16 protein-coding genes are annotated in these 13,736 nt (G+C 61.6%); 9 read left to right on the top strand and 7 right to left on the bottom strand.

The genetic code is table 11. The annotated features are described in order from the left end of the window. Positions 1-189: 189 nt before the first annotated feature. Positions 190-447, bottom strand: a complete 258-nt coding sequence (locus tag JO965_RS20025) for a hypothetical protein (RefSeq protein ID WP_203440758.1) — start codon at positions 445-447, stop codon at positions 190-192. Between the two features lie 470 nt (positions 448-917). Between JO965_RS20025 and JO965_RS20020 the strand changes: the two genes are divergently transcribed. The 7 genes from JO965_RS20020 to JO965_RS19990 all read left to right on the top strand — a co-directional run bounded on the left by JO965_RS20020 (position 918) and on the right by JO965_RS19990 (position 5,522). Then, positions 918-2,123: a Xaa-Pro peptidase family protein gene (locus tag JO965_RS20020; protein WP_203440757.1), complete on the top strand. Its 1,206-nt coding sequence runs from the start codon at positions 918-920 to the stop codon at positions 2,121-2,123. Positions 2,124-2,980: 857 nt separating this feature from the next. Continuing rightward, positions 2,981-3,190 (top strand): cold-shock protein, encoded by a 210-nt coding sequence (locus JO965_RS20015; protein ID WP_152711391.1) that lies wholly within the window; start codon positions 2,981-2,983, stop codon positions 3,188-3,190. A 108-nt stretch (positions 3,191-3,298) separates the two neighbouring features. Then, on the top strand, positions 3,299-3,496 hold the full coding sequence (locus tag JO965_RS20010; protein ID WP_203440756.1) for a hypothetical protein: 198 nt from the start codon (positions 3,299-3,301) through the stop codon (positions 3,494-3,496). Between the two features lie 35 nt (positions 3,497-3,531). Next, positions 3,532-3,879: a DUF6481 family protein gene (locus tag JO965_RS20005; RefSeq protein WP_203440755.1), complete on the top strand. Its 348-nt coding sequence runs from the start codon at positions 3,532-3,534 to the stop codon at positions 3,877-3,879. A gap of 33 nt (positions 3,880-3,912) precedes the next feature. Beyond that, positions 3,913-4,107, top strand: coding sequence for a hypothetical protein (locus JO965_RS20000; RefSeq protein WP_203440754.1), 195 nt, complete (start codon positions 3,913-3,915; stop codon positions 4,105-4,107). 79 nt (positions 4,108-4,186) lie between these two features. Further along, positions 4,187-4,489, top strand: a complete 303-nt coding sequence (rpsU, locus tag JO965_RS19995) for a 30S ribosomal protein S21 (RefSeq protein ID WP_203440753.1) — start codon at positions 4,187-4,189, stop codon at positions 4,487-4,489. A 313-nt stretch (positions 4,490-4,802) separates the two neighbouring features. Beyond that, a complete protein-coding gene (locus JO965_RS19990) occupies positions 4,803-5,522 on the top strand; it encodes a 1-acyl-sn-glycerol-3-phosphate acyltransferase (RefSeq protein WP_203440752.1) in 720 nt (239 codons plus the stop codon). A 74-nt stretch (positions 5,523-5,596) separates the two neighbouring features. On the opposite strand, the gene JO965_RS19985 is transcribed toward JO965_RS19990, so the two are convergent. Further along, a complete protein-coding gene (locus JO965_RS19985) occupies positions 5,597-6,211 on the bottom strand; it encodes a hypothetical protein (RefSeq protein ID WP_203440751.1) in 615 nt (204 codons plus the stop codon). Positions 6,212-6,472: 261 nt separating this feature from the next. After that, positions 6,473-6,760, bottom strand: a complete 288-nt coding sequence (locus tag JO965_RS19980) for a GIY-YIG nuclease family protein (RefSeq protein WP_203440750.1) — start codon at positions 6,758-6,760, stop codon at positions 6,473-6,475. A gap of 287 nt (positions 6,761-7,047) precedes the next feature. Here JO965_RS19980 and JO965_RS19975 point away from each other — a divergent pair, with 287 nt between their 5' ends. Beyond that, positions 7,048-7,977 (top strand): DMT family transporter, encoded by a 930-nt coding sequence (locus JO965_RS19975; protein WP_203440749.1) that lies wholly within the window; start codon positions 7,048-7,050, stop codon positions 7,975-7,977. Between the two features lie 3 nt (positions 7,978-7,980). On the opposite strand, the gene JO965_RS19970 is transcribed toward JO965_RS19975, so the two are convergent. Next, positions 7,981-8,871 carry a LysR substrate-binding domain-containing protein gene (locus JO965_RS19970; protein ID WP_203444276.1) on the bottom strand — a complete coding sequence of 297 codons (891 nt, stop codon included), beginning with the start codon at positions 8,869-8,871 and terminating at the stop codon, positions 7,981-7,983. A 251-nt stretch (positions 8,872-9,122) separates the two neighbouring features. Here JO965_RS19970 and JO965_RS19965 point away from each other — a divergent pair, with 251 nt between their 5' ends. Further along, a complete protein-coding gene (locus tag JO965_RS19965) occupies positions 9,123-9,449 on the top strand; it encodes a DUF1127 domain-containing protein (protein WP_203440748.1) in 327 nt (108 codons plus the stop codon). On the opposite strand, the gene JO965_RS19960 is transcribed toward JO965_RS19965, so the two are convergent. From JO965_RS19960 to JO965_RS19950, 3 genes are read right to left on the bottom strand one after another with little or no spacing between them, the layout of a single operon-like run. Then, positions 9,446-10,180: a DUF937 domain-containing protein gene (locus tag JO965_RS19960; RefSeq protein ID WP_203440747.1), complete on the bottom strand. Its 735-nt coding sequence runs from the start codon at positions 10,178-10,180 to the stop codon at positions 9,446-9,448. The two genes, JO965_RS19965 and JO965_RS19960, sit on opposite strands and share 4 nt — an antisense overlap. 38 nt (positions 10,181-10,218) lie before the next feature. Then, the gene (locus JO965_RS19955; RefSeq protein ID WP_203440746.1) at positions 10,219-11,598 is read right to left on the bottom strand and encodes an MATE family efflux transporter; all 1,380 of its coding nucleotides are present in this window, start codon (positions 11,596-11,598) and stop codon (positions 10,219-10,221) included. Next, positions 11,598-13,448 carry a monovalent cation:proton antiporter-2 (CPA2) family protein gene (locus JO965_RS19950; protein WP_203440745.1) on the bottom strand — a complete coding sequence of 617 codons (1,851 nt, stop codon included), beginning with the start codon at positions 13,446-13,448 and terminating at the stop codon, positions 11,598-11,600. Before JO965_RS19950 ends, JO965_RS19955 begins: the two co-directional genes overlap by 1 nt. Positions 13,449-13,736 lie beyond the last annotated feature (288 nt).

Below are 13,736 nucleotides of genomic sequence, written 5' to 3'. Positions count from 1 at the left end.
CCATCATGTGGGCCGCAGCAGTCGGAAGTGAGGCAAGGATACCGATCGATATCGAACGTCCCCTTGGGGTTTGGGCGGGTCGATCTCGTATTCGTGCGCGGGCCTGCACATGGCAGGTCCGATCCGCCCAAGACTCCGTTGATGTCGAGTGGAGAGGCTCGATTCTGCCGGACACGTCAAGATGGCAGCTCAGCGCCGGCCCACCCGATTGACCGGACCGCCACGGTTCATCGGTGTTCCGGGCCGCACCCCTACACCCGGGGCGCCGACGCCCGGCGTCGCCACGGCCCGTGCGACCGGTCGCGGCCGCAACACGACGCCGGGCCGTGCGACGCAGCCGACCGGATAATTGACGTATTGGCAGTAAACCACGGCACGGGCCTCTTCGGTGCTTGCGACCAGGAACCCGCCCATGAGTGTCGATAATGCGATCGGAAGAAGCTTCATCTCTGCCACCTTTCACCCAGTCTTCGTTCTCTCACTATGAGAGTGCGGATCTTGTCCTCGACGGCGTCAGGCTGACCTCCATCCTGGCAAGCGTCGGTCCACATCCGCCTGCGATGCACCGTCAATGCGATTGCCGCCCGCGTCCGCGCCGGCCGCAATCGGCAAGTCTTGCGATCTGCAGCGCGTTACCGGATGGTGCGCCGCTCGCGCGCATGATCGAAGTGAAATTTAGCCTTCCCATTCCATGATGCTTGATCGATCAGGACATGACGTTGACAGTTCGGGTCAGCGGAAGGTCCCTACGGTTCGTGGACTTCGGTTCCGTGCCAGCTCCAGACCTTCGCTCTGCGATCAAGATGCTGCTTCCTGTCGTGGCGTTCGATCGCATCTGGACGAAGTGCAGAGTATTCCAATCTTGGCAGTTGTGATAAGCTCGGGCCAAGGTGCCATGGCAGCATCGGGAGAAGTCGATGACCTCCGAGAACGCCTCCAACACGCCTTCTGACCGGGGCGTTCCTCCCTTCAATCATCAGCAGCTTGATACGTTGATGGAGGCGGAAGGCCTTGACGTGCTGATCGTCACGTCCAAGCACAACGTTCAATACATGCTGGGCGGCTACCGCTTCTTCATGTTCGACTACATGGATGCGATCGGATTGAGCCGCTATCTTCCCATCTTCATCTACTGGCGCGGACGCCCCGAGGCGAGTGCCTACATCGCCAACTCGCACGAAACCTTCGAGCAGGAGCTGGGGCGTTTCTGGCTTCCCAACGTTCAGGCAGCGGCGCGGACAACAACCGATGCCATGCAGCTTTGCGTCGACCATCTTCGCCAGCTCGGATATCCCTTGAAGCGGATTGGGATCGAGGCAGGCTTTCTGCCTGCCGATGCCTATCTCGTCCTGAAGGACGCGACGCCAGGAAGCGAGATCGTAGATGCGGTCTTCACGCTCGAGCGCCTGCGGGCCGTGAAGACGGAGGCGGAATTGCAGTTGCTGCGGCAGGCATCCGAAGGCGTCGTCGACGCCATGCTCGCAGTCTTTTCGACCGTGCGTCCAGGCCAGACCAAACGCGAAGTCGTTGAAGCCCTTCGGCGCGAGGAGACCGTCCGAGGACTGCTCTTCGAATACTGCCTGATCACGGCTGGGAAGAGCCTCAACCGTGCCCCGTCGGATCAGGTTCTCGAAGAGGGCGATATCATGTCGCTGGACTCTGGCGGCAACTACCGGGGCTATATCGGCGATCTCTGCCGCATGGGCATCTTGGGTGAGCCTGATGCCGAGCTCCGTGAACTGCTGGAGCAGATCGATGAGGTCCAGCACGCAGCGCGCAAACCTCTTCGGGATGGGGTGCTCGGTGGGGAGATCTATGCAGCGGTCGAGCCGTTGATGCCGCGGCTGACTGCCGGAAAGGCGAGCTTTGTCGCGCACGGCATGGGCCTGATCAGCCATGAGGCGCCTCGGCTGACTGCAAATAGCCCGTGGCCTTATTCTGCCTTCGACCGGGACCGTCCTCTCCCAGCGGGCATGGTCATCTCGATCGAGACAACGCTTCAGCACCCGCAGCGAGGTTTCATCAAGCTGGAGGACACGGTCGCCGTCACGGTCAACGGACATGAGGCTTATGGAGACGGTGGCCGCGGCTGGAACCGTGCGGCGTCGGGCCAGCCGACGTAAGAGCCCGTCCGTCGAACGCGAGGATGGGGCGGGGCCGTTCCGTCCCACCGCCGATGCCGCTCACTCTCGCTCACGATGTAGAACAGAAAAGCCGGAATGCGAATGCACACCTTAGCTGTTCACCTGTTCAGTCTCGATCGTTTACCCAATCTGCTCGAGAATGATCGCTCGAATTTCTTCGCGCGTGAGACTGGTCTGTTGGGGTTGCCAGGGCGAGCGCGCCTTGCTTGGCTGTTTCTTCGGTGTGGGCTGGGGGAGGGCCTTTGCCGGTTTCGTATGAGGGGTTGTGTACATGGTATCCTTGAGCGGCTTTGGCTTTGGACCGTGCCGCTGTCATTGATTGTTGATGAAGTCGCATGCAGTGCAAAGCGACGGATCCGCTGCCGAATTTCACGCAGCGACCAAACTTCAAAGGTGCGGAAAGCAGGCTCGGCGCTCGATCATGAGCTTCAGAGAGCAGGCCGAACATGTCGGTTGGATCGATATAATATGAATGACTTATCCGCGGATTGCAAGTTAAGCGATCGAAAATTCTGGAAAAGCCGAAACTCAAACATGATCGAGATGCCCCGATAATCAGAGTTTCACATGCTGAAGAGCCCATATCGATCGTGGGATCTTCATTTGCGGCCCTGATTGATCTGCCAAATTACTGCCCGAAGCCGCCTTGTATTCGCCGCAAGTGAGCACTACATGGGTAGTTATCGACATTTGGCCGGACAATCGGGCCGTTACGCCTTGGCCTACCAGGCGCACGTTCAGACACTCTTCCCAAACATCGACGAACCCGAGTGTGAGGTCGTGCGACAGCACGCCCTTTGCTCACGTGCACACCAAGCCTCACCAAGGATACTCTCATGATTACGGGTACCGTTAAGTTCTACAACGATCAAAAAGGCTTCGGCTTCATCCAGCCGGACGATGGCAGCAAGGACGTGTTCGTTCACGCCACCGCTCTCGAGCGCGCCGGCATCCGCGGTCTGCGTGAAGGCCAGAAGGTTTCCTTCGACACCGCCGAGGATCGCCGCTCCGGCAAGGTTGCCGTCAACAACATCCAGGCGGACTAAGAATGCCAGGGCACTTCAATTAAGTGCCACTGCGAGCCGCTCCCGGGTGGAGCGGCTTTTTTCTTTTCGACAGGCCAATGTCCCACTGGCCAGACTGGTGAGAGAACCATGTATACGTTTCGGAAGAACCCCGCCAAATCGGTGATGTTCGTGGTCGATTACGACGACGCTCGCCGCGCCTATCTCTGGATCGACAATCCGGAAAAGGCCTCCGATGCGCGCGCTGTCGAAATGACGGCCCGGGCACAGCAGGAGCAGGGCACTCTTCCTGAAGGCAATATCACCAGCATCCGGCGTGTCCGATAACCGGCATTCCAAGTTCCATAAGATTGACAGGTGACATGAAGCAAAAAGATTTCGGCGAGCGAATTCAGGCGTCTCAGAGTGCGAAGCAGGCCATGTTGGCGAAGTTCCGTCAGCGGCCCGACGCAGACGATCCGGCTGTGGCCGAACGGCGTCTGGCCCGAGCCGCTTTGAGCGCAGCGCGCGATGTTCGTCTCGCTGAACGCGCAGCAAAGCGCGTTGAAGAAGAAGCGCGCCTCGCCGCCATGCGGGAAGCCCACGCGGCGGATCAAGCGGTGCAGGAGCAGCGCGCAAAGGCGGAGCAGGAGGCAAACGATGCCAGACTCGAAGCGGAGCGCAAGGCTGCCCGCGATGCTCGCTATGCTGCCCGCAAGGCACGAAAGTAAGCTGCGCCTCTTCAGCAGCAGGGAGAGTGACTGATGTCTCATAAATTCAAACTCCGGCAGATGGTCCGCCTGGCGCATCCGGGATTCTCCGACGCCCGACTGAGCGCTGCCGGCATCTACGAGGTCGTGCGGCTCATGCCGGCCGATCCGAGCGGAGAGGTCTCGTACCGGATCAAGTCCGGAGCGGTCGAGCGGGCCGTGCGCGAGAGCGAAATTCGAAGCACGTAGTCTCTTAGGCACTTCCTTTGCCGATCCACTGCCGATGGCGTGGTGGAATGGCGCCACCGAATTAGAGAAAGGACATCCCTTGCAGGTTCTCGTACGCGACAACAATGTCGATCAGGCTCTCAGAGTTCTCAAGAAGAAGATGCAGCGCGAAGGAATCTTTCGCGAAATGAAGGCGCGGAAGGCTTACGAGAAGCCGTCCGAGCGCAAGACGCGCGAGAAGGCGGAAGCCGTGCGCCGCAATCGCAAGCTCGCCCGCAAGCAGGCCATTCGGGAAGGGCTGATTGCAGCTCCCAAGCCCAAGCCGCGCTTTGCCGGAGCGCGCAGGCCGGCGGCGGTTCCGAGTGCTGCCCCGCGCACCGAGACGACGGACGCGAAGGTCTAACGAGGCCAAAGTAGCAAAGCCGACGATTCTTTTTCCAACTTGGCAAGCGCCGCCGCTTTCCTGTGGCGGCGCTGCATGGTCCTTGCCCGCGCTCATCGATGTCCGGCAGCGGCCTAGAGCATCGGACCCAAAAGTGGACCCACTTTTGGGATCACTTCCGATGCCCCTGCTCTTGACTTGCGCATCGTTGGGTGCGGAAAACCGGATCCACTTTTCGCTGACGCGGCCCTCTGGGTCCGCACGATGCGCTAAGAGCACCGAGCCTTTTCATTTCTCGATTACACCACACGCAATTTTAAAGAAGCCATTTGCCGTGCAGCGCGCCCGCTCAATTCTGTTCGATATTCTTCTGACCGTCTGGACCGGGCTTTTCGCCCCCGCTTTGGCGGTCCTGTGGCTGCTCGGCTCCCCTGAACGCGGGGTCCGGATGACGTCTCGGTTATGGGCGCGCGGCATTCTCGTCAGCCTGAAATGGCTTGTCGGCCTGACCTATGCCGAACGCGGGCGGAGCAATATTCCCGACGAGCCATGCCTGATCATCGCCAATCACCAGTCCACATGGGAGACGCTGGCGTTCCTGATCCTGGTTCCGAACGTGGCCATCGTCGCGAAGCAGGAGCTGCTGACGATCCCCGTCGTGTCGTGGTTCCTGCGCAAGTCGCCGATGATCCTGATCGACCGGGAAGGCGGTTCGAAAGCGATCCGGAAGATGATCGACGAAAGCCGGGCCGCTCTCGCCGAGGGCCGCTCCGTGCTGATCTTTCCGGAGGGAACCCGAAAGTCGGTGAGCCAGCCGGTCGAGTTCAAGCGCGGCGTGGAGTTGCTTTACACGAGGCTCGACCGAAAGGTCCTTCCGGTGGCTTTGAACTCAGGCCTGTTCTGGGGGCCTGACCGTGACTACAAGCGCGCTGGTACGATCTCGATCTCTTATCTCGATCCAATCGAGCCAGGGCTTTCCGGACGCGAGTTCATCCGCAAGGCGGAACACCTCCTCGAGATCGAGAGGAAGCAGTCGTGGTCACTGGCAGCCTGAGTAAACAGCGGTGAATTGATGCCTCGAAAAGGTGCGCTGGGGCTCTCGCTTAAAACCGTTGATCTACTCTACTTCTAAATCCCTCCGCCATCGCTGAACCACCATTCCCGCACCTCCCAGCCATAGCCTTCCTCGCGGTTGATGCGTTCGAGATGGGCAAAGAGTTCGTCGCGCAGCTCGTGGAGGGAGCGGCGGGGTTTGGGGGCGTCGATCTCGTATTCGTGCGCGGGCAAGGGCGTGCGGACATGCTTGTCCATCTCGCCGAGTGTGCGGGTGAGGCGGGCCAGCGGCTGGATGGAGCGCTGGGCGCGCTCGATGGGCTGGGTCTCCAGGATCGCGGCGTGGCGCTCCGCGAGGGTCCAGAGCCTCTCGACGATCTGCTCGCGCCGCACTCCCGGCGGCGGGGGAGGAGGCGGGGAGGTCCGCTGGTGCGCCGGTTCCGGGTTTGGCCGCAGAATCTGCGGCGTCGGGGCCGCGTTCTCGGGGCGCTTCCAGCCGCCTTCCTTGGCATAGCGGGAGATGGTGGAGGCCGAGACCCCGAGCTCCTTCCCGATGCTCTTGAACGGCCAGGGGGTGCCTTCGACCCAGTCGCGCATGACGGCGATCTGCTCCGGCGACAGCTTCTCCCGAAACCGCGCGGCGGCGCTTCCGGGACCGGACTGGGTGGGAGAGGAGGGCGGGAACGTCATGGCAATCGGCTCTTTGAAATGACTAGAACAAAATAGGAACAATATGGTGGGCCGGTGGGAATGGTCAAGGTTGGGCTCCAGCGCATGGGAGTGCGCGTCCGTCATTCCGGGGCGGCTCGTATGAGCCGAACCCGGAACCCATAAACACGACGCTTCGAAAATGATGCGACTGGCCGTGCGTTTCGTTCTGAACCCTTGGTGGTTATGGGTTCCGGGTTCCGCTGCGCGGCCCCGGAATGACGGAGGGGGCAGATGATCCTTTTACCGGTTCAGGCTGAGACCCAGATCCGACCAGTCCGGGTTCATCTCCTCGATCAGCGCGATTTTCCAATCGCGGCGCCATTTCTTGAGGCTTTTCTCCCGGGCAATGGCTTCGTCGATCCGCTCGTGTACCTCGTACCAGACGAGCCGGGAGACATCGTAGCGGGCGGAGAAGCCGGGAATGAGCTTGCGCTGGTGCTCATCAAGTCGGCGCGCGAGATTGTTCGTCACGCCCAGGTAGAGCGTGCCATAGCGACGGCTCGCAAGGAGATAGACATAATAGGGCATGAACTCATCGCGCCGCGATCGTCATATGGTACAGAGTTGCGATGATGCGACAAGACCGGAGGGCGCCTCAGGCGGGGTGCTGCTTCCGCTCACTGTAGCGACTCGCTCCCTGGAACGCCTGAAACGGCGCGTTCCAAGGCGTTCCAGGGGCGTTCCAGGGGCGTTCCAGGGGCGGGCCGCCTTGGAACGTTTCATCACCGTTCCAACGGAAATCGATCAGTTTTCATCATTTGTGCTGATGCCTCGGCGGGCGTATCCCGGTTGCTTCAACAGGACTACGAAACACCATGAGTCACGCCAGCGCCGCCATGCCCGCGCCGAACCTGAAGGGAATCGACGGGACGACCCTTGGCCTCTATGTGGCTACCGTGTTCCTGTGGGGCGTGAGCTGGATCGGGATCAGGGCGCAGCTCGGGGTGGTGGCGCCGGAGATGTCGGTGCTGTGGCGCTTCCTGCTCGCGGCCGCGCTCATGTGGGCCTGGGTGCTTGCCACCGGGCACCAGGTGCGCTTTCCGCTGGCCGATCACCTGCGCTTCATGGCGGTGGGCTGCTGCCTGTTCTCGTTCAACTTCCTGTCGTTCTATTACGGCGGTTTGAGCGTGCCGTCGGGACTGCTCTCGGTGGTGTTCTCGCTCGCCTCCGTGTTCAATCTCGCTTTAAGCTTCCTGATCTTCCGCCAGACGGTCGAGCCGCGGGTGGCGCTCGGCGGCGCGATCGGCGTGGTGGGCATCGGCCTGCTGTTCTGGCCGGAGATCGCGGGCGCGGGCTTCAACGCGGCGGCGCTGAAAGGCTTAGGACTCTGCGTGCTCGGCACTTTGTTCTTCTGCTCGGGCAACATGATCTCGACGGTGGTGCAGCGCCGGGGCGTGCCGCTTCTCTCCGCCACCGCATGGGGCATGACCTATGGCTGCGCGGTGCTGCTGGCGCTGAACCTGTTGCGCGGCAACGCATTCATCATCGAGCCGACGCTGAAATATATCGGCTCGCTTCTGTATCTCGCCGTCGGCGCGTCGGTGCTGGCCTTCATGTCGTATCTCACCCTGCTGCGGCGTCTTGGGGCCGCGCGGGCGGGCTATGCCACGGTGCTGTTTCCCATTGTGGCGCTCACCGTCTCGACCCTGATCGAGGGCTATGTGTGGACGCCGCTTGCCGTCATCGGCGTCGTGTTGGCGCTTCTCGGCAACGTGCTCGTGCTGCGCAGGCCTGCTGCGAAGTAAGGTTTACTCCGCGGCCAGCGGCGCCATCGTGCGGGTCGAGCCCAGGTTGTCGAGCGACTGCTTGATGTGAAAGCCTAAAGCGTCGGCGAGCGGATTCTCCTCGCCGCGGGCGCGGATCAGGCCGATCTTGCACGACGGCAGGGCCGGGAAGCCGTCCGAGGGGCCGAGGATCCGCATGCCGGGGCGCACCGCGCTCTCGGGCAGCACGGAGACGGCGAGGCCCGCCATGACCGCCGCGCCCACCGCGGTGGAATGCCAGCTCACATAGGCGATGCGGAAGGGCCGGTCGGCGCTCTCCAGCGCCTCCGTGGCCGAGTGGCGCCAGTCGCAGCTCGGGCGGCCGAGCGCCAGCGGAATCGGGCTCTCCTCGTGCACCCCGTGGCGCGCGGAGGTGACCCACAGCAGCTGCTCGATGCGCACGATCTCGGAGGGGCCGCGCCGGTCCACATGGGTGATGATCGCGAGATCGAGATCCCCGTGCTGGATGCGCTCGATCAGGTTCGTCGTCGGCTCGCACATCACCGTCACCTCGGCCTTCGGGTTGGAGCGCGAGAAGCGGGCCAGGATCTCGGGCAGATAGCGGTCGGCATAATCGTCGGGGAGGCCGAGGCGCACGCGGCCGGTGAGCTCGTGCTCGTTGAAGGACGCCATGCATTCGGCGTTCAGGCGCACGATCCGGCGGGCATAGTCGAGCAGGCGCTCGCCCTCGTCGGTGAGCTTCGACAGGCGTCCGTCGCGCTCGAAGATCGCCTTGCCGACGCGATCCTCCAGCCGCTTCATCTGCATGGAGACCGCGCTCTGCGTCTTGTGCACGATCTCCGCCGCGCGGGTGAACGACCCGGTATCCGCAATCGCCACGAAGGTCCGAAGCTGGTCAATGTCGAGCAGGTGCATGGCGTTTAGCCTCATCATCAATAATCATGATGATACATATCTCAAACAATCGTTTCAAGTGATGGAATAAGCTGTGGTACAAGATTTTCGGGATATAAAATGTGTAACAAATTCAATTAGTTGCAGATTCTATATCCGATAGAACGTTCCATGGAACACCGTTGGAACGCCCGCTGGAACGGCGTTGAAACGTCCCTGAAACGGTCGTTCCAACGGCGATAGATCGAATGTGAGAGCCAAGGAGGCCCCCGATGAACCGGTCTGCATTATCGACGATGACCTTCTCAGGAATGGCTACTCTGGGTGTGTTCACCCGTGCGCTCTCGAATCTCGTCAAAGCCCTGCAGCACCGCCGAGAGGTCAAAAATCTCGCCGAGTTCGATGATCGGATGCTCGCGGATATCGGGTTGACGCGCAGCGATGTGACGAGCGCGCTCGACGAGCCGCTTACGCGCAATCCGTCATGGGTGTTGGTTCGAAATGCGGAGCGACATTCCCGTGCCGAAAGGCCGGATCAATCCGCCCAGCCAGTCCGGCCCGTGGTTCCAATGGTGACGCCGCTCAAACGCTGCGCCTAAACCTTCTTACCCTGGCCCTGCCAGGCATCGCTGAAGATCGATTGAAGGGACGCGAGATATTGCAGCTGCATATCGCGTCCCTTTTCCATCATTTCATCGAAAGACGGCGAAGGGAGGGGTTCTTCTTCCGGCGCCTGCGGAGGCGCCACTTTCAGAACGCTTGCCATCATGTCCTCGAATGGATTGGCATGCTTCTTCTCGGGAGCCGTCGCGGTCATCCATCCAGCCCAGAGATCCGCCCATGGATTGGCGCTTCCCGGTTTGCCTTTCGCATCATCCTTCGAGGCAGCAAAGGACTGGATGGCCTGTGCGTGCGCAGTCATCCAATGCGCCATGCCTCCGGCCATGATGCCGGCGAGGATCGGCAGCAATTGCTGCATGGTCTCGGTACTGATGCCGGCATAGTCGGCAGCCTGATGGGCGACGCGACGGCTGATCTCATCGGAGCCGAAGAGCTGGTCCAGCAACCGCCGGCCTTCCTGCTGTGCTTGCTGTGAGAAAGAGTTGCCGGCCGATTGCCAGAAATTCTGATAGGCGCCGGTCATCATGGATTGGAAAAGGCGGGCTGGGTCGCTTGAGGCGGTGGCGTGCTGGAGCCCCATGGCGAAGGCCGGCATGAAGGCCGCCATGGTCTTCTGCGTCTGATCGCCCGAAAGGTTAAATTGCTGCGCGACAGAGGCCAGGGCTGCACTGGTCTGGGCTTGGTGCATCAGATCGAACCAGTTGAACATGGCAGCCTCCTCGAATGCGATACGCTACGGCTGAATCCTTACACGGCTGAAACAGCTTGCCTCTCCAAACGCCGAATTGTCCAGAACGCAGTGATGACTGCGGCGATCCCGAACACCACCGATCCGGCGCCGATCCCCACAAGCGCTCCCTTGGGGCCACCGATCTGTGCACCGAAATAGGCGAAGGGGATCATGCCGAGCGTCGCCCGGCCCCAGTTGAAGAAGGTGGAGAGCAGGGGATAGCCAAGGTTGTTGAACGAGGCATTTGCCACGAAGACGAGACTGATGAAAAACCAGATGAAGCCGCTGAGCTGGCAAAAGACCTGGACGATCTCGGCCGTTTCCGGTGGCGCGTTGAAAGCCCGCGTGAGCGGAACCTGCACGAGGAACAGGATGAGCCACACGGTGCCGACATAGACGATTGTGAAGGTCAGTGCGTCCTTGAGCGTCTGCTTCATGCGGTCATAACGCTGTGCTCCCCAGTTCTGTCCAAGCACGGGACCGATGGCGCCCGCGAGCGCAAAGACACCGGCAAAGGCGACGGGTGTAACCCTGTCGATGATGGCAGAAGCCGCAATCGCCTGGTCGCCGAACTGCGCCATCACGCCCGTGAAGAAGGCGTTGGCAACGGGAGCGGCTATATTGGTGAGGATGGCCGGAACCGCGATGGCGAAGAACGACCGCGCATCGACGGCCATCGCTTTCCAATCCGGTCGAGCCAAAAGGTTGTGAGCACGGGTGAGATACAGGAAGCTCACATAGACATAGGCGACGCGCGCGATGTTGATGGTGAGCGCCGCACCGTTGGCCTTCAGGCCCAGACCGAAGATGAGGATGGGATCGAGGACAACAGTGACGGCCGCCACCGACAGGGTGGCATACATGCTGCGCTTGGCATCGCCTGCGGCACGCAAGACCGTGGAGAATGCCATGCCGATGGCCATGAAGATGTTCGTCGGCAATGCGATCCAGAGAAAGGCTTTCGCGACTTCATAGGCATCGTCACGTGCGCCGATCGTGCTCAGGATCAGCGGGAGCAGAGGCAGAATGATCAGGCTGACCACGGCCGCAACCGCCGCCATGAGAAGGCTGCAGGAGGTTGCCAATCGGCGCGCATCGTCGGGTCGTCGCGCGCCAAGAGCGCGCGAGACGAGCGCTCCGATGGGAATCATTAGGCCCACATTGATCGATACCGTGAAGAACATCACGACCGTGGCGAGGCCGACGCCGGCCGTCAGGCTCGGATCGTTGAGCCAGGAGATGTAGAGGAGCGATACGAGATCGACGATGAAGATCGCAACGAGACCGGCTGCTCCCGTCCCTGTCATGACGAGAACGTGGCGCATGGTGGAGCCGACCACGAAACGTGGGGGCGCGCTCACCGCATCGGTCTTTTGCCCCGAAGGTTGAGCATCCATCACGACACGCCTTCGCCGAGGATGTCCCGCGTCTCCGGGCTGAGGGCTCTCGCTCTGCTCGTGGGAACAGTGAGCGGCTCCGGAGTGATCTTGGCGCCGACCACGAGCTCGGCACCGCCCATGGTGCCGACTTCCTTTTGCAGAATGAGGCGTGCGATATCGCGTTTGCGCACGTCGTTGGCCGCCGCTGCGGCCGCCTCCGGCTCGGTCCCGAGTTCCTCGAGCGCCGCACGCCCGAACACGATGGCGGATTCGAACACCTCGCGGATCTGGTAGTCGACATCGTGATTCATCAGTTCGATCGCATGGATGCGATCGAAGGCGCGCACGAAGCTGCGGGCGTTCTTGAAATTCTCATGGATGATTTCGATGATCTTCATCATCGCTTCCTGATCGTCGATGCAGATGCAGATCATCTCGGCCTTCTCTGCGCCGGCCGCGCGCAGCACGTCGAGGCGGGTTCCGTCGCCGTAATAGACCTGGAGCCCGAAGCGCCCCGCATCGCGGATACGCTCGACATCCTTGTCGATCACGGTCGCTTCGATGCCCCGTGCCAGCAGAACCTGGTTCACGATCTGCCCGAACCGGCCAAAGCCGATCACGAGAACGCGGCTTTCGAGTTCGCCTTCATGACCTGCAAGTCCCTGCAAGTCCGCTTGCTCCTCGCTCTCGCCCCGATTGGCGACCATCGTCTCGACAAAGGTCGACAGGAGCGGGCCGAGCAGCATGGTGATGGCGGCGAGCGCCGTGACCGGCTGCGCCTCGGCAGGAGACATGAGGCCGAGCGCCGTTGCGACAGGGAGAAGGACGAAGGCGAATTCACCTGCCGTGCACAACAGCGTTCCCGAGCGCAGGCCGTCGCGCCAGCTCGCGCCGAACAGCTTCGACAGAACGGTGATGAGGAGGGTTTTGCCGAGAACGACGGCAGGCGCTGCAATGAGCAGCAGTAGCCATTGCTCGCGAACGAGGGCAAGATCGATCGACATGCCCACGCTCATGAAGAACAGGCCGAGCAGCATGCCGCGGAAGGGCTCGATATCAGCTTCGAGCTGGTGGCGGAAATTCGATTCGGCGAGCAGCAGCCCGGCCAGGAAGGCGCCCATGGCCATGGAAAGCCCGACCTCCTGCATCAGCAGAGCGGCGCCGAGAACCACGAGGAGCGCAGAGGCCGTCATCACCTCACGGGCGCCGCTGCGGGCGAGGATGCGGAAGAAGGGATTGAGCCCATAGCGGCCGATCAGCACGACGACCGCGATGCCGAGGATCGCTTCGCCAACCGACAGGAGGCGGTCCATGAGGGAGCCTTGCTCCGTTGCCGCGCCAGAGGCCAGAAGCGGCAGGATGGCAAGAAGCGGGACGACAGACAGATCCTGGAACAGCAGGATCGCGAAGGAGCGCTGGCCGTAAGGCGTCTGCAGATCGTTCCTCTCGCCCAGCATCTGCAAGGCAATGGCCGTGGCCGAAAGCGCGACGGCGACACCTGTGACGAAGGAGGCATTAGGGGAGAAGCCGATGGCATAGGCCGCTGCGCCGAGACAGAGGGTCGTCACGGCCATCTGGGCGAACCCCAGGCCGAAGATGTCCCCTTTCATCTCCAGAAGATGAGACAGCTTGAGCTCAAGGCCGATGATGAACAGGAGCAGCACCACACCCAGTTCCGCGACCGTCGCGATAGTCTGCGGGTCCTCCACCAAGCTCAGGCCCGACGGGCCGATGGCGACACCGGCGGCAAGATAGCCCAGGACGGCACTCAGACCCAGAAGGCGGAAAATAGGCACGGCGACAACGGCCGCTCCGCAGAAGGTCAGGATGGGTGGAAGGAAGCTGACGTGGGAAGCGGTGGAGGCCATGAGCGATCAGGGGAAATGAAGGGCTGTTTCACCTTTCTAGGGATTCTTAAGGGCAAGAGCGAGCATTTCTTGACCAGAATAGCTCCGCTTCGTGCCTCATCGCACAAGGTTGGGAATGGCAAGCGCATTCCCTCCCCCTTTGCGGGGAGGGGTAGGGGTGGGGGTGGTCCGACTGGGTGAAACCCTTCCCGTCATGGCCGGGCCCGTCCCGGCCATGACGATGCTGAAAAGCGCTTTGCTTCACACAATCGGGATCACCGGCACAAGGCCGGATGACGTGGTATGGGA

Source organism: Microvirga sp. VF16 (assembly GCF_016864375.1).
Taxonomy (GTDB): domain Bacteria; phylum Pseudomonadota; class Alphaproteobacteria; order Rhizobiales; family Beijerinckiaceae; genus Microvirga.
The sequence above is the reverse complement of the archived record's forward strand: the minus strand, read 5'-3'. Positions and strand labels throughout refer to the sequence as shown.